At 71.1% G+C, this 18970-nt stretch carries 14 protein-coding genes; 7 read left to right on the top strand and 7 right to left on the bottom strand.

The genetic code is table 11. The features are described 5' to 3' along the window. The first annotated feature begins 59 nt into the window (after positions 1-59). The 6 genes from Q7W82_RS09650 to Q7W82_RS09625 all read left to right on the top strand — a co-directional run bounded on the left by Q7W82_RS09650 (position 60) and on the right by Q7W82_RS09625 (position 7582). A complete protein-coding gene (locus tag Q7W82_RS09650; RefSeq protein WP_242156661.1) occupies positions 60-1766 on the top strand; it encodes an alkaline phosphatase in 1707 nt (568 codons plus the stop codon). 53 nt (positions 1767-1819) lie between these two features. Beyond that, entirely contained in the window at positions 1820-2338 is a 519-nt protein-coding gene (locus tag Q7W82_RS09645) for a WG repeat-containing protein (RefSeq protein WP_242156660.1), read from the top strand. 808 nt (positions 2339-3146) lie between these two features. Beyond that, positions 3147-4463 carry a tRNA lysidine(34) synthetase TilS gene (gene tilS, locus Q7W82_RS09640; protein WP_242156659.1) on the top strand — a complete coding sequence of 439 codons (1317 nt, stop codon included), beginning with the start codon at positions 3147-3149 and terminating at the stop codon, positions 4461-4463. Between the two features lie 31 nt (positions 4464-4494). Next, entirely contained in the window at positions 4495-4758 is a 264-nt protein-coding gene (locus tag Q7W82_RS09635) for an exodeoxyribonuclease VII small subunit (RefSeq protein WP_242156658.1), read from the top strand. Continuing rightward, positions 4748-5629 (top strand): polyprenyl synthetase family protein, encoded by an 882-nt coding sequence (locus Q7W82_RS09630; RefSeq protein ID WP_242156656.1) that lies wholly within the window; start codon positions 4748-4750, stop codon positions 5627-5629. Before Q7W82_RS09635 ends, Q7W82_RS09630 begins: the two co-directional genes overlap by 11 nt. Before the next feature lie 858 nt (positions 5630-6487). Further along, complete coding sequence (locus tag Q7W82_RS09625; protein ID WP_242156655.1) at positions 6488-7582, top strand: M35 family metallo-endopeptidase; 1095 nt, start codon at positions 6488-6490, stop codon at positions 7580-7582. Positions 7583-7948: 366 nt separating this feature from the next. Here Q7W82_RS09625 and Q7W82_RS09620 read toward each other — a convergent pair whose 3' ends face one another. The 3 genes from Q7W82_RS09620 to pmbA all read right to left on the bottom strand — a co-directional run bounded on the left by Q7W82_RS09620 (position 7949) and on the right by pmbA (position 10302). After that, positions 7949-8326, bottom strand: coding sequence for a DUF4870 domain-containing protein (locus Q7W82_RS09620; RefSeq protein WP_019797965.1), 378 nt, complete (start codon positions 8324-8326; stop codon positions 7949-7951). A 142-nt stretch (positions 8327-8468) separates the two neighbouring features. Next, the gene (locus tag Q7W82_RS09615) at positions 8469-8900 is read right to left on the bottom strand and encodes a DUF4870 domain-containing protein (protein ID WP_242156654.1); all 432 of its coding nucleotides are present in this window, start codon (positions 8898-8900) and stop codon (positions 8469-8471) included. 37 nt (positions 8901-8937) lie between these two features. Then, complete coding sequence (pmbA, locus tag Q7W82_RS09610; RefSeq protein ID WP_242156653.1) at positions 8938-10302, bottom strand: metalloprotease PmbA; 1365 nt, start codon at positions 10300-10302, stop codon at positions 8938-8940. Between the two features lie 95 nt (positions 10303-10397). On the opposite strand from pmbA, the gene yjgA reads away from it, so the two are divergent. Next, positions 10398-11000 (top strand): ribosome biogenesis factor YjgA, encoded by a 603-nt coding sequence (yjgA, locus tag Q7W82_RS09605; RefSeq protein ID WP_242156652.1) that lies wholly within the window; start codon positions 10398-10400, stop codon positions 10998-11000. A 156-nt stretch (positions 11001-11156) separates the two neighbouring features. Here yjgA and tldD read toward each other — a convergent pair whose 3' ends face one another. The 4 genes from tldD to Q7W82_RS09585 form a co-directional block, all read right to left on the bottom strand. Then, positions 11157-12599 carry a metalloprotease TldD gene (tldD, locus tag Q7W82_RS09600; protein ID WP_160947978.1) on the bottom strand — a complete coding sequence of 481 codons (1443 nt, stop codon included), beginning with the start codon at positions 12597-12599 and terminating at the stop codon, positions 11157-11159. A 185-nt stretch (positions 12600-12784) separates the two neighbouring features. Next, the gene (locus Q7W82_RS09595) at positions 12785-16678 is read right to left on the bottom strand and encodes a YhdP family protein (RefSeq protein WP_242156651.1); all 3894 of its coding nucleotides are present in this window, start codon (positions 16676-16678) and stop codon (positions 12785-12787) included. A 157-nt stretch (positions 16679-16835) separates the two neighbouring features. Next, the gene (rng, locus tag Q7W82_RS09590) at positions 16836-18326 is read right to left on the bottom strand and encodes a ribonuclease G (protein WP_010340444.1); all 1491 of its coding nucleotides are present in this window, start codon (positions 18324-18326) and stop codon (positions 16836-16838) included. Further along, positions 18326-18892, bottom strand: coding sequence for a Maf family nucleotide pyrophosphatase (locus tag Q7W82_RS09585; protein ID WP_242156650.1), 567 nt, complete (start codon positions 18890-18892; stop codon positions 18326-18328). The genes rng and Q7W82_RS09585 overlap by 1 nt, the downstream gene beginning before the upstream one ends. Positions 18893-18970: the final 78 nt, after the last annotated feature.

Below are 18970 nucleotides of genomic sequence, written 5' to 3'. Positions count from 1 at the left end.
GTGCCTTGTCGCAACCGGCATAATGCGGGGGACTTCGTCGTTCAGGACCCGTTCCGCGCATGCGCCTTCCCGTTTCCGCTCTCGCCGCCGCCTCCACCCTGCTGCTGGGTGCCTGCGCCAGCGCGCCGCACGCGCCGGCCGCCAGCGCCAACGTCGCGCCAATCGTCGTCCCCGCCGTCGCCCATCCGGCCGGCGAGACCGCGGCGTGGTGGTACCGCAGCGGCGCGGCCAAGGCCGCCAACAACGGCGCCATGCGCGGCAAGGCCAAGAACGTGATCCTGTTCCTGGGCGACGGCATGAGCCTGACCACGGTCGCCGCCGCGCGCATCCTCGACGGCCAGCGCAAGGGCGCCTCCGGCGAGGAGAACCAGCTGTCGTGGGAGGCGTTCCCCGCCACCGCGCTGAGCAAGACCTACAACACCGATTCGCAGACGCCGGATTCGGCCGGCACCATGACCTCGATCACCACCGGGGTGAAGACCCACATGGGCGCGATCGGCGTGGCCGCCGGCAAGCGCGACGCCTGCGCCGACAGCCTCGGCAAGCAGTTGCTGAGCTGGCTGGAACTGGCCGACAGCGCCGGCATGGGCACCGGCATCGTCACCACCACCCGCCTCACCCACGCCACCCCGGCCGCGACCTATGCGCACGTACCCGAGCGCAACTGGGAAAGCGATGCCGACCTGCCGGAGAAGGCGGTCGCCGAGGGCTGCCGCGACATCGCCCAGCAGATGGTCGGCGCGCGCTTCGGCCGCGGCCCGCAGGTGATGCTGGCCGGCGGCCGCGGGCAGTTCACCACCGTCGAACAGCGCGACCCGGAGTACGACGACAAGGTCGGCCTGCGCCTGGATGGCCGCGACCTGGTCGGCGAATGGCGCCAGCGCCATCCGCAGGGCGCCTATGTGTGGACCCGCGGGCAACTGGAGGCGGCGCAGAACGCGCCGGCGCTGCTGGGCCTGTTCGAGCCGGACCACATGCAGTTCGACCACGACCGCGACCGCAGCGCCAACGGCGACCCGAGCCTGGCCGAGATGACCCGCGCCGCGATCCGCACCCTGTCGCAGGACAAGAACGGCTACGTGCTGATGGTCGAAGGCGGACGCATCGACCACGCGCACCACGCCGGCAACGCCTACCGTGCGCTGGACGAGACCATCGCGCTGTCGCAGGCGGTGCAGGCCGCGGCGGACGCGACCTCGGCCGAGGACACGCTGATCATCGTCACCGCCGACCACTCGCATACGCTGAACTTCGTCGGCTATCCGCAGCGCGGCAACCCGATCCTGGGCAAGGTGCGCGGCACCAGCGGCGAGGACGCCAACACCGGCGACCTGGCGCTGGACGGCAACGGCCAGCCCTACGCCACGCTCAGCTACGCCAACGGCCCCGGCTACACCGGCGCCAGCAACCAGCAGCCGGCCGGGGTCAAGACCTTCCCGCATGCGCCGAGCAGCTTCGAGCCGGCCAACGGCCGTCCCGACCTGACCCATGTCGACACCGAAAGCCCGGACTTCATGCAGGAAGCGCTGGTGCCGACCAAGGCCGAGACCCATGGCGGCGACGACGTCGGCATCTGGGCGCGCGGCCCCGGCAGCAATGCGTTCCGCGGCAGCCTGGAGGAGAACGTGATCTACCACGTGATCGTGCAGGCCACGCCGACCCTGCGCGCGCGGCTGTGCCAGGCCGGCACCTGCAACGGCGACGGCGTACCGGTGGAGCTGCCCAAGCCGGCGGCCTTCATGACCAGCGCCGCGACTGCGCAATGAGCCGGTATCGGTCGCACGGCGGTCGCCTGCGTGCGGCCGTTGCCGTGTGCGCAGTGTTCGCTGCGTTTGCCGCGCTCGGCGCCGTACCGGCGGCCACGGCGCAACCGGCCGCCGAGGCCTGCCGACTGGGCGACCCGAATAGCGACCGGCCGGTGGTGCCGGGCTGCCGGCTCGGCGCCGACGGACGCCTGGTACTGACGCCGCAGGCGTTGCGACACCTGCATTTCGATCGCGACGGCCTGGCGCTGCTGAGCGTCGGCGCACGCTTCTACTATGTGCGCGCCGATGGCCACAGCCTGCCGGTGATCACCTGGGACAACGGCCCGGACGGCTTCACCGAAGGTCTCACCCGCGGCATCGTCGACGGCCGCATCGGCTTCTACGACCGGCAATTGCGCGAGGTGATCGCGCCGGTGCACGACTTCGCCTGGCCGTTCGCGCACGGCGTCGCCGAGGTCTGCGATGGCTGCCGCGCCGGCACACCCGACGCCGACGGTCATACGCCGATGCAGGGTGGCCGCTGGTACTCCATCGACCGCCACAACCGCGAAGTGCCGGCGCCAAAGCGCTGAGCCGATCACCGTGCGCGGCATGGCCGCGCTGTCGCGGGCAACGTCGCCAAGGCTGGTCCTCTGCAACGCATCTCTTGCTGCAGCTCCACGATGTCGGCGGAAGCGCATCGTCCGCGAGGTGAGAAACTCCCGCGTCGGGACTGAAGTCCCTCCCACAGGGGGCTCACTCACCTTTGCGCTGCTTCGGACACCGTGGCGCGCTGGCCACAGGCCGGGCTTGGCGTGCTGGCGGTCGACACCGAGCAGGCGCCCTGCCGAGCAGGCGATCGGGTTAGTGCCGGCTGCCGAGAGCTGCGCTTGTGGGAGGGACGTCAGTCCCGACGCGCTGAGCCGAAAGGCGTCGGGACTGAAGCCCCTCCCACAGGGGATACTGCAGCTCTGGAGGTCATCTGGAGCCAGACGATCGTCTTCTGCTACCTCTCGCTGCATCGCTGCGATGTAAGGGAAACGCGGAATCTGCGAGATGCGGGTTCCTCGCGTCGGGACTGAAGTCCCTCCCACAGGGAGCTCCCTCACCTTTGCGCTGCTTCGGACGCCGTGGCGCGCTGGCCACAGGCCGGGCTTCGCGTGCTGGCGGTCGACACCGAGCAGGCGCCTTGTTGAGCATTCGACCGGGATAGTGCCGAGTGCCGGGAACTGCGCTTGTGGGAGGGACTTCAGTCCCGACGCCTCGAGCTGAAAGGCATCGGGACTGAAGTCTCTCCCTCAGCGCTGGCCAGCCTCAAAGACCTCGCCCTGGTCGCGCGTCGCGCTGGCAAGCGCTTGCGTCTACAGTGACGCGATGGCTCCGCGCGTCTCCACGTCCCCCTTGTCCGCCCTCGCCGCCGCACTGCCCGATCCGGCACCGGCGCCGCTGCTGCTCGGCTTCAGCGGCGGACTGGATTCGACCGTGCTGCTGCACCTGCTCGCGCAACACCCCTCCTATCGCGCCGCAGGCCTGCGCGCGCTGCACGTGCACCATGGCCTGCATGCCGAGGCCGACGCCTGGGCCGCGCAGTGCGCGCAGCTGTGCGCCGCGCTGGCGGTGCCGCTGCAGGTGGTGCGGGTGCAGGTGCCGCGCGACAGCGGCGATGGTCTGGAAGCGGCGGCGCGGCAGGTGCGGCGCCACGCCTTCGCGCAGGCGCTGCAGCCCGGCGAATGGCTGGCGCTGGCCCAGCACCGCGACGACCAGGCCGAGACCTTCCTGCTGCGTGCGCTGCGCGCGTCCGGCCCGGATGGCCTGGCAGCGATGCAGGCGCTGTCCGACTTTGCCGGCAGTCGCCTGTGGCGGCCGCTGCTGGCGCAGCCGCGCAGCGCGTTGCACGCCTATGCACGGCAACACGGCCTGCGGTGGATCGACGACCCCAGCAATGCCGATCCCGGCTTCGATCGCAATTTCCTGCGGTTGCAGGTGCTGCCATTGCTGCGCCAGCGCTGGCCGCATGCCGACGCCGCCCTCGCTCGCAGCGCGGAGCTGTGCGCCGACGCCGGCGCGTTGCTGGACGCGGACGACCGCGCGGTACTCGAGACCCTGCAGGATGCCCCCGGCGCCCCACTGTCGCTCGTCGCGCTACGTGCCCTGCCCGCGGCACGGCGCGCGCGCGTGCTGCGGCGCTGGGTCGCGCAGGCCGGGCTGCCACCATTGCCGGCAGCCGGCCTGGCCGCGATCGAACGCGACCTGCTGCAGCCGCGCGCCGACGCCGCGGCGCAGTTCGCCTGGCATGGCGCCAGCGTGCGCAGTTGGCGCGACACGCTGTACGCCGAACGTGACCCCGCCCCCTGGCCTGCCGACTGGCAGGCGCGGTGGGATGGTCGCGCGCCGCTGCCGTTGCCCGACGGCCGCCGCCTGCACCTGCTCGCCGACACCACGCTGACCTTCGACACGCCGTTGCTGGTGCGCGCACGCCGCGGCGGCGAACGCCTGCGCCTGCCCGGGCGTGCACAGTCGCAGTCGCTCAAGCAGCTGCTGCAGACCCAGGCGCTACCGCCGTGGGAGCGCCAACGGCTGCCGCTGCTGTTCGACGCCACGCAGCTGCTGGCCGCCGGCCCGGACCTGCTGGCCGCGCCGCTGCACGCCTGGCTGCAGGCGCACGCCGCACGCCTGGCGCTGGATCCGCTGCCGGTGCCGGCGCCCGCGTCGCATTGACCCTGCTGCCGCCGCCGCGCACACTTTCGCCATGCCCAAGAAGCCTCAAGACGATGCCTCCCCGGTCGCCCGCTTCGAGCAGTCGCTCGAAGAACTGGAAGTGCTGGTGGAGAAGATGGAAGCCGGCGACCTGAGCCTGGAACAGTCGCTCAGCGCCTACGAGCGCGGTGTGGGCCTGTACCGGCAATGCCAGCAGGCGCTGGAGCAGGCCGAGTTGCGCGTGCGCCTGCTCAGCGATCCCGAGCAGCCCGACAGCGCCGAACCCTTCGAGCCCGTGCCGCCCCATGGCGGCTGACGCGGCGTTCGCGCACTGGCGCGAGCGGGTCGAAGCCGGCCTGCAGGCGCAGTTGCCGGCGGCGACGCTGGCACCGCAACGTCTGCACGCGGCGATGCGCCACGCCACCCTCGGCGGCGGCAAGCGCATGCGTCCGCTGCTGGTGTACGCCAGCGGCGCGCTGTTCGGCGCCGACGCTGCGCGCCTGGACGCGCCGGCGCTGGCGGTGGAACTGATCCACGCCTATTCGCTGGTCCACGACGACCTGCCGGCGATGGACGACGACGCCCTGCGCCGCGGCCAGCCCACCGTGCACATCGCTTTCGACGAAGCCACCGCGATCCTCGCCGGCGATGCGCTGCAGAGCCTGGCGTTCGCGCTGCTGGCCAACGCCGAGGACGCTGCGCCGACGCTGCGCGTGCAGTGGCTGCAGACCCTGGCCGAGGCCGCCGGTGCGGCCGGCATGTGCGGCGGCCAGGCGCTGGACATCGACGCCACCGGCCGCGTGCAGGCACTGCCCGAGCTGCAACGGATGCATGCGCTGAAGACCGGCGCGCTGATCCGCGCCAGCGTGCGCCTGGGCGCGCTCGGCGGCGGCGCCGACGCCGCGGCGCTCGCGCAGCTGGACAGCTTCGCCAGCGCGCTGGGCCTGGCCTTCCAGGTGCGCGACGACATCCTCGACGTGGAAGCCAGCTCCGAACAGCTCGGCAAGACCGCCGGCAAGGACGCAGCGCAGGCCAAATCCACCTACCCCGCCCTGCTGGGCATGGACGGCGCCAAGGCCAAGCTGGCCGAACTGGCGCAGGCGATGCAGGACAGCCTGCACGGCTATGGCGGCTCCGCCGATGCGCTGGCGGCGCTGGCGCGGCTGGCGGTCGACCGCGCGCACTGAGCGTGGCGCTCGACGCGTGCGATTGCCGCGGCTCGCCGCACGCGTCGTTGCCACAGGAAATGCGCCGTCTCCGCGAAAGCAAGGAATGATGCTGGCGCTGGTCGCACGCAGCCCTTGATGGCCAAAGGTGCTGTTGCAGGAGCGGCTTCAGCCGCGACACACGTCATCGGTAACGCCTGTCGCGGCTGAAGCCGCTCCTACAGGGACTCGAGGCGAGGTGTCTGGGGGCAAGGTGGGAGGGACTTCAGTCCCGACTGCTTTCACCGTCCGATCGTCCGCTACTCCGGATCGTCGCGGCGGAAGCCGATCCCCCAGTAACGCGCGACGAGGTGCCGGAGGGCAATGTGGGAGGGACTTCAGTCCCGACTGCTTTCGCGGTCCGATCGTCCGCTACTCCGTCGTCTCGGATGCCTGACAGTTGACTCCCACACCAGGCAACCCGGCGCATCCCGCACAACCGCAACCCCGCGTTGTCGCAAACGGCCCGACGCCGCTTGCACCGCTGCAGATCGCGCTGACGCCAACGGTAGCGAAGGAGATCTCTGCATTGCTAATCGCCTTCGGCAAAGGTGCCGCCAGCGCGGGCTTCACGCACTGCACGTGCATCGCACAGCGCGAGCGCCGCTTGGCCGATCGCAACGCTGCCCTCGATCCAGCGCATGCGACGGCGTCGATGCCGCTGCAGCGCGCCAGTCACGCGCTGCGATGTACGAACGCAGTGCCCATACTGAGACCTGGCGCGCGCTTCGCTGGACGAAATCGAAGACAAACGCGCCTGCGACGCGCACGCGCGCGGCACCGGGCTAGTTTGCTTCGGCCCCTGTGTTGGGGCGCCCACTTTCGACGGAGAGAGACTGCATGAAACACGCATCCCGGATCTCGGCAGCAATCGGCTTCAGCCTGGTCGGCATCATCTCGGCGGCTACCGCGCAATCGCAACTCACGCGCACGCCGGCGCCGCTGCAGGTCGAACTGACGCCGGTCGCCGACGCCGACGGCCAGCAGCGCGGCCAACTCGCGGTGACCGTCCGCAACACCGGCGATCAGGTCGCGCGCGTGCCCAAGTGGGAACTGCCGCTGGGCGATCTCGACAACGCGCTGTTCCAGGTCCAGCGCGACGGCAAGCCGGTCGATTACGTGGGCCGCCTGGTCAAGCGCGCCGCGCCGCGCGCCGACGACATGGTGGTGCTGCAGCCGGGCGAAGCGCGGCAGGCACGGATCGATCTCGGCCAGGCCTATGACCTGAGCCGCAGCGGCACCTACAGCATCCGCCTCGACGCGCCGCTGCAGGGCGCCGCGTTCGCCGATGGCGCGCGCATGCTGCGCGCCGATGGCGAACCGCAGACGCTGGCCAGCGCGCCGCTGACGGTGTGGCTGGACGGCGGCCGCGGCCGCGCGGTGCGCAACGACCTGATGGTCGGCCCGCAGGCGGTGGTCAACGGCGTCAACTACGCCTCGTGCAGCACCAGCCAGATCAGCACCATCGGCAGCGCGGTGAGTGCCGCGCGCAACTACTCGCAGAACGCCAAGACCTATCTCAACGGCGGCAGCACCGGCGCGCGCTACACCACCTGGTTCGGCGCCTACAACGCCAGCCGCTACAGCACCGCCACCTCCAACTTCGTCAACATCGATTCGGCGATCGACCAGAACAACGGGCAGATCACCATCAACTGCGGCTGCAGCGACAGCTCCTACGCCTACGTCTATCCGAACCAGCCGTACCAGATCTACGTCTGCAACGCGTTCTGGAGCGCGCCGCTGACCGGCACCGACTCCAAGGCCGGTACCCTGATCCACGAAATGAGCCACTTCAGCGTGGTCGCCGGCACGCAGGACACCGCGTACGGGCAGAGCGCGGCCAAGAGCCTGGCCAAGAGCGATCCGGCCCGCGCGGTGAAGAACGCCGACAGCCACGAGTACTTCGCCGAGAACAATCCGTCGCAGAACTGAGTGCGGTAGGCCGGTGATCGCCCGGGCGCCGACCTGCCGTCGGCGCCCGGTTCGCGTGCGGCCCGTGCCGTACGCCTTGGTGGCTGGGTTCCCAGGCCACCCATCCTTCCAACCTGGGCAATCCCGCAGGAACAGGCTGCGCAGGTCGCTGGTGGCACGCAGATCGCGGACCTCATTCAGGGCCCACGGCGACAGATGGCGGCGTTCGCTCTGGTAGTCGACCTCGCTGCGCAATGGCGAGCGCCTTGCAAACGCGCCGGTGGAGCCGCGGTGGACGGCCTGCGCTCCACTCTGCCGGCAGGCCTCCCAGACACAAAAAAAGCCCGGCGCAGCGGCCGGGCCTTTGGAGACGCGTTGCAGCGGCGCTTACTTGATCAAGCGCAGCGCGAACGGGTAGCGGTAGGCGACGCCTTCGTTGGCCTTGATGCCGGCCAGGATGCAGAACACCAGGTTCACCACCCACACCACCGGCATCAGCAGGCCGCCGATGACGATCACGCTGAGCACCACGCAGATCACGTACGCGATGGCGACGGTGATCTGGAAATTCAGCGCTTCCTTGGCCTGATCGTTGAGGAAGGACTTGGCCGGGTTGTCCTTGTTGATCAGCCAGATGATCAGCGGCACGATGAAACCGGCGATGATCCCGGACAGGTGGGTGATCAGCGCGACCGTGCGGTCTTCCTGCGGCCCTGCCGAGGCCGGCGGCGGCGGCGGGGCGGTGACGTTGTCGAATTCGCTCATCGGTATTCCGTTCCTTTGGTGGTGAGGGGACAAGACGTTGGCGCGTCACTCTCGGCGGCCGGCGTAGCGCTGTCAAGCGATCCAGGCGCACCGCGCCGGACTTCGCGAAGGGCCGAATGCCCTCGCCGCGCCGGGCGCCACGCTAACGAACGCTTCCATACGGCAGCGGATAGCGGTAGCGCCGACCGCGCATGGCCCTGGCCGCGGCGCACAGGCTGAGGCACAGCGCCGCCAGCAGCATGAGGATCAGCAGCGGCCCGAACACAAGCGCGGCACCGAAGATCAGCAGGGCCGGCGCCAGCAAAACCGCACTCAGCAGCGACAGGCCGAGGCCCAGCCGCATGGCCTGGCGCGCGTGTTCGGCGGCGAACGGCTGTGTGCGCCGCAGCACCCACCATTGCACGCCCGGCAACAGCCACAGCAACAGCAGCCACCACAGCGCGTCGCCCAGGTGCACATTGCACGCGGCGAACAAGCCGATCCACATCGACAGGTGCGCAAACGCCGCCAGCACGCGCTCCCACGCGGAGGCGGGGCCGCCGGTGATCGCGTTCTCGGTGTCGGTTGCCTGCATGCCTAAGCATCCTTGCGCGCTGCCTGCATCGGAGCGCTCAGTCGTTGCCGGCCACCGTCATCCTGCCGACCAGCACCGCGCCGATGTGCACGTGCGAGCGCACGTCGATGTCGGCGCCGACCGCCTCGATGTCCTGGAACATCTGCCGCAGGTTGCCGGCGATGGTGATCTCGTCCACCGGATAGGCGATTTCGCCGTTCTCGATCCAGAACCCGCCGGCGCCGCGCGAGTAGTCGCCGGTCACCGGATTGACGCCGTTGCCCATCAGGTCGGTGACCAGCAGGCCGCGCGGCAGGCCCTTGACGATGGCCTGCAGGTCCGCCGCGTTGGCCGCCACCTGCAGGTTGTGCACGCCGCCGGCATTGGCGGTGGTCTGCAGGCCGAGCTTGCGCGCCGAGTAGCTGCCCAGCACGTAGCGCTGCAACACGCCGTCGCGCACCAGCGGCGCCTCACGGGTGGCCACGCCCTCGCCGTCGAAGGCGGCCGAGCGCAGGCCGCGGCGCAGGTGCGGCCGCTCGTCGATCGCGAACCACTCCGGGAACAGGCGGGTGCCAGCGCTGTCGAGCAGGAAGCTGGCGCGGCGATACAGCGCACCACCGGACACCGCGCCGAGCAGATGCCCGATCAAGGAGCGTGCCGTCTCCGGCGCGAACAGCACCGGCACCTCGCCGGTCGGCAGCGAGCGCGGCTGCAGCCGCGCCACCGTGCGCTCGGCGGCGCGGCGCCCGATCGCCGACGCGCGCTCCAGGTCTTCGCGCGCCAGCGCGCTGCTGTACCAGCCGTCGCGCTGCATGCCGTCGCCCTGCCCGGCGATCAGCGTGCAGGCGAGCGAATGGTGGGTACTGCGCTCGCAGCCGATGAAACCGTGCGAATTGGCGTAGACCGACAGGCTCTCGCTGGTACCGGCCGAGGCGCCGTCGGAATTGCTGATCCGCGCATCGGCGTCGCGGCCCGCGGCCTCGCAAGCCAGCGCCAGGTCGATCGCCTCCTCGGCCTGCAGCGGCCATGGATGCCAGCGGTCGTAATCCGGCTGCTCGCGGGCCATCAGCGCCGCGTCGGCCAGCCCGGCGGCCACGTCGTCCTCGGTGTAGCGGGCGATCGCACAGGCCTGGGCCACGGTGGCCTCCAGGCTGGATTCGTGCAGGTCGGCGGTGCTGGCGCTGCCCTTGCACTGGCCGAAATAGACGGTGACGCCGATGCCGCGGTCGCGGGTGGATTCCACGGTCTCCACCGCGCCCAGGCGCACGTTGACGTCCAGCCCGCGGTCTTCGCTGCAGCTGACCTCGGCCTGGCTGGCGCCGAGCGCGCGGGCGCGCGCCAGCAGCCGCTCGGCGATGTCGGACAGGCGCTCCAGGCGCTGCTGGCTGTCGTCGCGGTGCAAATCGGGGGTGATCGCGTTCAATGCTTTATCCTTGTTGTGCGAATCCCTTCGCCCCTGTCCGGCCGTCCTGGCCGGATGTGTTGATTTGATTTCCAGCCCGATCGAGTAGTACGAGCATGCGCGGACGCGACGAAGACACCGGTGAATTCCGCGGCGAAAGCCGCAGCCAGCAACGCCGCGAGGCGCTGGAAGTGCTGAGCCTGGGCGAGAAGCTGGTGGCGCTGACCCCGGCGCAGCTGGCCAAGCTGCCGGTGCCCGAGTCGCTGCTGCCGCACATCGCCGAGACCAAGCGCATCACCTCGCACATCGCGCACAAGCGGCAGTTGGCGTTCCTGGCCAAGCAGATGCGGCGCGAGGACGAGGCGGTGCTGGAGGCGATCCGCGAGGCCATGGACGTCAACAGTGACGCCGCGCGCCGTGAAGTGGCGGCCATGCACCGGGTCGAGGACTGGCGCGAGCGGCTGCTCGCCGAAGGCGACACCGCGCTGGCCGAACTGCTGGCCGAGCATCCCGATGCCGACCGCCAGCGGCTGCGCCAGCTGGTCCGCAACGCCAAGGACGAACGGCTGAAGAACAAGCCGCCGCACGCCTACCGCGAGTTGTTCCGGGAACTGCGCGAGCTGATCCTGGGTGGCGCGTCGGGAATGGGGAATGGCGAATCGGGAATCGAACCCCCCGACGCCGACACCGACGAGGCATTCGACGACACGCGCGACTGAGCTGCGGCGACGTCGGCTGTCGCATACCGCGGCCGCCGCACGCCCAGCCCAGCGAGCGCGGCGCGCGATGAACCTCCCCGCCAGGCCGGCACTGCCGCAGCACACCGCGGCGCCCGCTCTGCCGATTCCCGTTTCCCGATTCCCCACTCCCGGCTCCTAGGCCGTCCCGCCCACGGTCAGCCCGTCGATCAGCAGCGACGGCTGGCCCACGCCCACCGGCACGCTCTGCCCGTCCTTGCCGCAGACGCCGACGCCTTCGTCCAGCGCCAGGTCGTGGCCGATCATGCGCACCTTCTGCATGGTCTCCGGGCCGTTGCCGATCAGCGTGGCGCCCTTCACCGGCGCGGTGACCTTGCCGTCCTCGATCAGGTAGGCCTCGGTGGCCGAGAACACGTACTTGCCGCTGGTGATGTCGACCTGGCCGCCGCCGAAATTGACCGCGTACAGGCCCTTCTTCACCGAGCGGATCATCTCCTGCGGGTCGTGCTGGCCGGCGCGCATGTAGGTGTTGGTCATGCGCGGCATCGGCAGGTGCGCGAACGATTCGCGGCGGCCGTTGCCGGTCGGCGCCACGCCCATCAATCGCGCGTTGAGCGTGTCCTGCATGTAGCCGACCAGCACGCCGTCCTCGATCAGGGTGGTGCAGTTGGTCGCGGTGCCCTCGTCGTCGACGTTGAGCGAACCGCGGCGGCCGTCCAGGGTGCCGTCGTCGACGATGGTGACGCCGGGCGAGGCCACGCGCTGGCCGATGCGACCGGCGTAGACACTGGTGCCCTTGCGGTTGAAATCGCCCTCCAGGCCATGGCCGACCGCCTCGTGCAGCAGCACGCCGGGCCAGCCCGGCCCCAGCACCACCTGCATCACCCCGGCCGGCGCCGGCACCGCCTCCAGGTTCACCAGCGCCTGGCGCAAGGCCTCGCGGGCGAAGGCTTCCGGGCGGCCGTCGGCGAACAGCGTGGTGTAGTCGTAACGGCCGCCACCGCCGGCATAGCCGGACTCGCGGCGGCCCTGCTGTTCCACGATCACCTGCACGTTGAGCCGCACCAGCGGGCGCACGTCGGCGGCGAGCACGCCGTCGCTGCGCGCCACCAGCACCGTGTCCACGCCGCCGGACAGGCTCACCATCACCTGCTGCACGCGCGGATCGGCGGCGCGCAGGTACTGGTCCAGCCGCCGCAGCAGCTCCACCTTGTGCGCGTTGTCCATCGCGTCCACCGGGTCCAGTGCCGGATACAGCGCGCGGCCGCCGCCGCGCTGCAGCGCGTGCGCCGGCTGCGCGCCGCCGTCGCGGGAGATGGCCCGCGCCGACTGCGCGGCGGCCAGCAGGGCGTCGCGGTGGATGTCGTCGGAATAGGCGAAGCCGGTCTTCTCGCCGGAGATCGCACGCACCCCCACGCCCTGCTCGATGGAGTGGGCGCCGTCCTTGACGATGCCGTCCTCCACGCTCCAGCTCTCGCGCCGCGAATGCTGGAAATACAGGTCGCCGAAATCGATGCCGGGGCCGAGCAGCGTGCCGAAGGCGCGCTCCAGGCTGGCGGCATCCAGGCCGGCGGGAAGCAACAGGCGGGTTTCGGCGAGGCTCAGGGCGTGATCGTTCATGGGCTCAACATGGGGGAGGAAGGCGCGCAGCGCAAGCGGCGCGCGGCAGCGAACGCGAATGACCAGTGCGCCGCGGGTCTCTGTGCCGTCACCCCTATCGCCTCGCAGGAGCGGCTTCAGCCGCGACGGGCCTTACCGGTAACGCCCCATCGCGGCTGAAGCCGCTGCTACGGACGGCGCGCGATCTAGGGCGTACCCGATGGCGCCGGCGGCCGCGCCGATTCGCGCTCGATCACGTCCACCTTGGGATCCTTCCACGGCCCGGTGACCCGGTAGGTGCGTGCGCCGATGTTGCCCAACGGCTTGCCCAGCACCGCGTTGGCGGCGGCGCCGACCGCCGCGCCGACCGGCCCGCCGGCGACCGCACCGACCACAGTCAGCAGGTTGCCGGACTTGGGATTGACGTCGATGGTCTGGTCGAACTGCTGCGCGCGCAGATCCGCCTCGCCGCGCACCTTGATCTCGGCGGCCGGGCCATCGATGACCAGGTTGTCGCTGCGCGCCATCCCGTCGCCGAAGCGGATCTGGCCGTCGATGCGGTTGAAGGCGAACCCCTTGGAGAAGAAGTCGCGGAAATCGAACATCAACCGCCGCGGCAGCTGCGCCACGCTGAGCAGGCCGAGCACGCGCCCGGCGCCCGGGTTCAGCTCCAGCAACTGGCCGTTGCGCGCGGCCACGTCGAGCTGGCCCTGCACCGTCGCCAGTTGGAGGCCGGCCGGCGTACCCGGCCAGGCCGCGCTGAGCTTCAACTGGCCTTCGCCGCCGCGCACCTGGCCGCCGAAGTCCAGGTTCTGCATCAGTTCGCCCAGGTCGCGGCTGTCGACGTTGGCGTCGAGCTGGGTATGGGCGGTGGCGCCCTTGCCGCGCCAGTCGCCGCTGATGTCGATCTTCTGCTTGTCCGAGCGCAGGTGCAGTTGATCCACCTGCATGCCGTCGGCGAGCTTGCGCGTGCGCAGCGAGGCCGCGCCGAGGGTGATCGCGCCGAAGCGCAGGTCGTCCACGTCCAGCGCCAGCGCCGGGATCGTGGCCGGATCCAGGCTGTCGGCGAACGGGCCGGCCGGGACCGGGCCGGCGCTGCCGGCGACGCCATTGTCGGCGGGCGTGGCGACCACCGCGGTCGGCGCGCCGTTCGCCGCCGGCAGCGTGGCCGTGGCCGAGCGCCAATGCACCCGCGCCAGGCGTCCGCCAAGCACGCCGCCGTCCTTGGTCGGCACGCTGAGGTCGCCGGCCAGGGCCGGGCCGTCCAGGTGCACGTCGATGCTGTCGGTCTGCGGCAGCAGGCGCAGGCGCGTGTTGTCGAACACCCCGCCCAGCAACAGCAGGTGGTCGGCGAGGATCTCGATACGGCGCAGCGGCATCGGGTCTTCGCCGCCGTTGGCCGCGGCGGCGTTCGGATCGGGGCGGCTGACCACGCTGATCCAGTCGATGGCGTTCAGCGCCGCGGTGCGCCCGGTCACGACCAGGCCGCTGGCGGGCGGTTCGTCGGCGACATGGTCGCTGCCCATCACCACGCGCACGCCGGTCTTGCCGCCCTGGCTGCGCGCCGCCAGCGCCATCAACTTGCCGAAGACCACCTCGATGCGGCCGCTGCCGACCGGCAGCGGCACGTTGACCGAGGTCGCCAGCGGCGTCGCCGGCGCCTTGTCCATCGGCGCCGGCATCAACAGCTCGGTGCCGACCAGGTCCGAGCGCAGCTGCAGCCGGGTCGGCGGCTGCGCGCCGCCGTCGGGCGTCTTGGGCAGGCCGACGCCGATGTTCCAGCGCGAGCGGCCCTGCACGTAGGGTTTGAGCCAGGCCATTTCCGGGACCCGGTCGAGCAGTTCGTTGGCGTCCAGCGACGCGCTCAGCGCGGCCTCGAAGGCCTGCTGCGGATCCTGCACGCCATCGCCGGCCCGCAGCGCCAGTTCGCCCTGGTGGCCCTGGTAGGACACGCTCAGCTTCTGCGCGGCGAACCCGGTATCGCTGTAGTTGGCGCTGCCGCGCATGTCGTCGAAGGCCAGGTCCCAGCGCTTGTCGGCGATATGCGCGCCGAGCAGGTCGACCGTGCCGCGCAGGTGGTGAGTGCCGACGTCGGCCCGCAGCGGCTGCAGCAGATCGAAGGTGACGTCGGCCGGCCCCGAGGCGCTGAGCGCATCCAGGGTGTCGCCGTAACGGGTGCGCAGCGGGCTCTGCCGCAGCATCGCCAGCAGCTTGCCGGTCTCGGCGCGGGTGCTGGCCAGCACGCTGAGCTGGCCCTCCTTGTAGTCGGGCAGCGCCGCGGACAGCTGCTCCACCGGCACCCCGCCCATGCTGCCGCGGCCGTGCACCTCGAAACCGTTGCCGATGAAGGCGACGCTGGCGTCCACGTTCTCCACCGCCGGCCAGTCGTGCTGGAAGCGCACCTTGGCGTCCTCCAGCCGTGCGGTCGCCTCGAAGCGGCCGTTGTGGTCGGCGAACGGCCAGTCGTCCAGGTCGCCGGAGACCAGCGCGTGGCCGTCGCGCAAGCGCCCGCCCTGCAGCGCGGCGTCGAGCCAGTCGGTGGCGGCCTTGCTCATCTTGGAGTGCACCCAGAACTTCTTGGCCGCCACCACCGGCGCGTCCTGCAGGTCGGCGGCCAGGTCGATCCACGGCCGCGAGCCATCGCCCTGGAAGCGCAGCCCGCCGCGCACGTCGGCGCCGTAGTCGCTGCCCTGCACGCGCAGCCCGGGGGTCGCCACGCGCAGGCCGTCGCCGTCGCGGAAGGCGACGATGCGCCCGGCCAGTTGAACCTGGTGGACCACGCCGAAGCCGCTGGGCCAGTCGACCCGGACCGGGCTGCCGGCCTCCAGCGCCAGTTCGCCGGCCTGCGCATCGCCGTCGAAGCGGCCGCGCAGCCCGTTCACCCCGGGCGCCCCCCCGGCCGGCGCGAACGCCAGCTCGGCCAGGCGGCCCTGGCCGTACAACGGGCCGCCGGGCACCCCGCTCACCGCCACCTGGGTCAGTTGCAGGCGCGGCTTCGCCACCGACAGCCAACTGCGCAGGCCGGGCGAGAGGCGGTCACTGAGTCCGGCCACGGCGATCAGCGGCGCCACGTCGAGATGGTCGCCGAACAGGGCGTAACGGCGCCCGCCGGCGACGGTCAGCCCGTCCAGGCGTTGCAGCGGCTGCCCGGCCTGGCCGAACTGCAGCTGCGGCGCATCCAGCCGCCAGCCGCCGTCGATCTGGCGCCAGCGTGCCTTCGCACGGAAGGTGGTGAAGGCCAGTTGCGGCCGGGTGCGGCCGTCGGCCAGCGGCGCGCCGCGCAGGCGCAGTTCGCGCAGCGTGGCGTCGACGGTCACCCCGGCGACCCGGCGCTGCTGCAGGTCCAGCCAGGCCTGGACTTCGCCGACGCCGCCCTGCAGTTCGATGCCCGCCGCATGCAGCAGGCCGGCCCAGCCCGCCAGCTCCGCCGGCCGCACCGCCAGATAGGCCTGGCCGTCGCCGCGGCGGCGGTCCAGGTCCAGCACCGCGGTCAGCGGCGCCTGTTGCAGATCGCTCCAGCCCTGCACGCCCACCTGCAGGCGCTCGCCGTTCACGCGCATCCGCAGGTCGATCTTCGGCACCTGCGCTTCCAGCCCCAGCGACGGGGCGTGCACGCGCAGGCGGCCATCGATGACCTGCAGTTCGCCCAGCCCTTCCAGCGCATCCAGCGGATCGCCGCCCTGCCCCGAGGTCGGCAGGCCCTGCACGCTCCAGTTGCCGTCGTCGCCGCGCAGCAGGGTCAGCGCCAGGCCGCGCAGGCGCAGTTCGGTGAACGAACGCCCGGGCAGCAGTCCGGCGTACATCGACACCAGCACCTCGGCCTGGCCGATGCGCACGCCGTCGCCGGCGCCGATGCGCAGCCCGTCCAGGCGCAGCAGCGGGCCGCGCCGGGTCCAGGCCGTCTCCAGCCGATCGAACCGGATCGGCCGCCCGGCGCGCTCGCTCAGCCACGCCGCCACCTGCTGCGGATGCCGCTCCACGAACGGCAGCGCCTGGCTCAGCGCCCCCACCGCCAACGCCACGCACACCAGCGCGATCGCCACCGCGTAGAACGCGAAACGGCGAGCCAGGCGCAGGCGGCGGCGCAGGGGGGTGTGCATCAGGGGCGGGGAGTGGGGAATCGGGAATGGGGAATCGCAAAAGCAGCACGCGAACCGCTCATTGCCACGTGAAATTCGGCAAAGGAATCCGGGAATGCATCAGCGCCGATAACGCGCTCTTCCCCCATTCCCCATTGCCGATTCCCCACTCCCGGCCTCACAACAACACCACGTCGAACTGCTCCTGCAGGTATTGTTCGTCGGCCTGGAAGCGGATGGTCTTGCCGAGGAATTCCTCCAGCTCCGCCACCGCCGCCGATTCCTCGTCGGTGATGCGCGCCACCACCTTGGTCGAGGCGATCACCAGCAGCCGCGCCGCGTCGAACTGGCGCACCGCGCGGGTGATCTCGCGGAAGATCTCGTAGGTCACCGTCTCGGCAGTCTTGATCGACCCGCGCCCGCTGCACTCCGGGCACGGTTCGGACAACTGCCGCTCCAGGCTCTCCACGGTGCGCTTGCGGGTCATCTCCACCAGGCCCAGCGGCGAGAACTCGTACACCGTGGTCTTGGCGTGGTCGCGCGAGAGCGCCTTCTCCAGCGTGCGCAGCACTTGGCGGCGGTGCTCGGCGTCGTCCATGTCGATGAAGTCGATGATGATGATGCCGCCGAGGTTGCGCAGCCGCAGTTGCCGCGCCACCGCCTGCGCCGCCTCCAGGTTGGTGCGGAACACCGTCTCCTCAAGGTTGCGCTGGCCCAGGAACGAGCCGGTGTTGACGTCGATGGTGGTCATCGCCTCGGTCTGGTCGATGACCAGATAGCCGCCGGACTTCAGCGGCACCTGCTTGTCCAGCGCGCGGGCGATCTCGTCCTCGACCCCGTACAGGTCGAAGATCGGGCGGTCGCCGGTGTACAGCTCCAGGCGCTCGGCCAGCACCGGCATGTACTTGGCGACGAAGGCCTGCAGCCGCTCGAAGGTCTCGTGCGAATCGACCTTGACCTTCTCCACGTCCTTGCGGATCAGGTCGCGCACCGCGCGCAGCGGCAGGCTCAGGTCCTCGTAGATGATGCTGGCCGGGGCGCCGTCGCGGCCGCGCCGCTCGACCACGTTCCAGACCCGCGACAGGTAGGCGATGTCCTCGGCCAGCGCCTCGGCCGGCTGGCCCTCGGCATTGGTGCGGATGATGTAGCCGAAGCCGCCGTGGCTGGCGGCCAGGTCGGCGACCAGGGTCTTCAGGCGCTGCCGCTCGGCCTCGTCCTCGATCCGCGCCGACACCCCGATCACCCGCGACTGCGGCAGCAGCACCAGGTAGCGCGAGGGAATGCTGATCTGCGTAGTCAGCCGCGCGCCCTTGCTGCCGATCGGGTCCTTGACCACCTGCACCACGATGTCCTGGCCGTCGCGCAGCAGTTCCACGATCGGCACCGCCGCCGACACCGGCAGCGGCGTCGCTTCCTCGGTGTCGCCGTTGCCGACCGGCGCCGGCCGCACCACGTCGTTGGCGTGCAGGAACGCGGCGCGCTCCAGCCCGACCTCGACGAAGGCCGCCTGCATGCCCGGCATCACCCGTTGCACCCGGCCCTTGTAGATGTTGCCGACCACGCCACGGCGCCAGCCGCGCTCGATGTGCAGCTCCTGCAGCATGCCGTTCTCGATGACCGCCACCCGGGTCTCGCGTGGTGTGACGTTGACCAGGATCTCTTGCGACATCACAGCACTCCGAAGGTGCGCAGCAGGTGGTGGGTCTGGTGCAGGGGCAGGCCCATCACCCCGGAATAACTGCCGTCGAGACGGCTGACGAAACGCTCGGCGCCGCCCTGGATCGCATACGCGCCGGCCCGCCCCATCGGCTCGCCGCTGGCCACGTAGTCGGCGATGTCGCGCGCCGACAGCGTGGCGAAGGTCACCGCCGTGGGCACCAGCACCACCTCCTCGCGGTCGGCGGCGACCAGCGCCACCGCGGTCATCGCCTGGTGGGTGCGTCCGGACAGGGCCGCCAGCATCGCCGCGGCGTCCTCGGCGTCGGCCGGCTTGCCGAAGACGCGGTCGTCCAGCACCACTTCGGTGTCGGCGCCGAGCACGACCGCGTCGGCGCTGTCGGCCAGCTGCGCCAGCCCGGCGCGGGCCTTGTCCAGCGCCACGCGGCGCACGTAGGCCTGCGCCGACTCGTCGGCCGCGCGCACTTCCGGCACCTCGAGATCGAGGATCCGGAACGGCACGCCGAGGCGGGTCAGCAGTTCGTTTCTGCGAGGGGAACGGGACGCGAGATACAGCATGGCCGAAGGATAACCCGAGCGGACTGGCTGAACGAACGCCGATGGCGCGACGATCGCTTCAACCCCGGCGAAGATCAC

The sequence above is a fragment of the Xanthomonas indica genome, from assembly GCF_040529045.1.
In the GTDB taxonomy this organism is placed as follows: Bacteria; Pseudomonadota; Gammaproteobacteria; order Xanthomonadales; family Xanthomonadaceae; genus Xanthomonas_A; species Xanthomonas_A indica.
The sequence above is the reverse complement of the archived record's forward strand: the minus strand, read 5'-3'. Positions and strand labels throughout refer to the sequence as shown.

What these genes read in the sequence shown, in the direction of transcription:
- Q7W82_RS09650 (WP_242156661.1), top strand. Translation starts at nt 60, where the DNA reads ATGCGCCTTCCCGTTTCCGCTCTCGCCGCCGCCTCCACCCTGCTGCTG.
- Q7W82_RS09635 (WP_242156658.1), top strand. Translation starts at nt 4,495, where the DNA reads ATGCCCAAGAAGCCTCAAGACGATGCCTCCCCGGTCGCCCGCTTCGAG.
- Q7W82_RS09630 (WP_242156656.1), top strand. Translation starts at nt 4,748, where the DNA reads ATGGCGGCTGACGCGGCGTTCGCGCACTGGCGCGAGCGGGTCGAAGCC.
- Q7W82_RS09625 (WP_242156655.1), top strand. Translation starts at nt 6,488, where the DNA reads ATGAAACACGCATCCCGGATCTCGGCAGCAATCGGCTTCAGCCTGGTC.
- Q7W82_RS09620 (WP_019797965.1), bottom strand. Translation starts at nt 8,326, where the DNA reads ATGAGCGAATTCGACAACGTCACCGCCCCGCCGCCGCCGCCGGCCTCG.
- Q7W82_RS09615 (WP_242156654.1), bottom strand. Translation starts at nt 8,900, where the DNA reads ATGCAGGCAACCGACACCGAGAACGCGATCACCGGCGGCCCCGCCTCC.
- yjgA (WP_242156652.1), top strand. Translation starts at nt 10,398, where the DNA reads ATGCGCGGACGCGACGAAGACACCGGTGAATTCCGCGGCGAAAGCCGC.
- tldD (WP_160947978.1), bottom strand. Translation starts at nt 12,599, where the DNA reads ATGAACGATCACGCCCTGAGCCTCGCCGAAACCCGCCTGTTGCTTCCC.
- Q7W82_RS09595 (WP_242156651.1), bottom strand. Translation starts at nt 16,678, where the DNA reads ATGCACACCCCCCTGCGCCGCCGCCTGCGCCTGGCTCGCCGTTTCGCG.
- rng (WP_010340444.1), bottom strand. Translation starts at nt 18,326, where the DNA reads ATGTCGCAAGAGATCCTGGTCAACGTCACACCACGCGAGACCCGGGTG.
- Q7W82_RS09585 (WP_242156650.1), bottom strand. Translation starts at nt 18,892, where the DNA reads ATGCTGTATCTCGCGTCCCGTTCCCCTCGCAGAAACGAACTGCTGACC.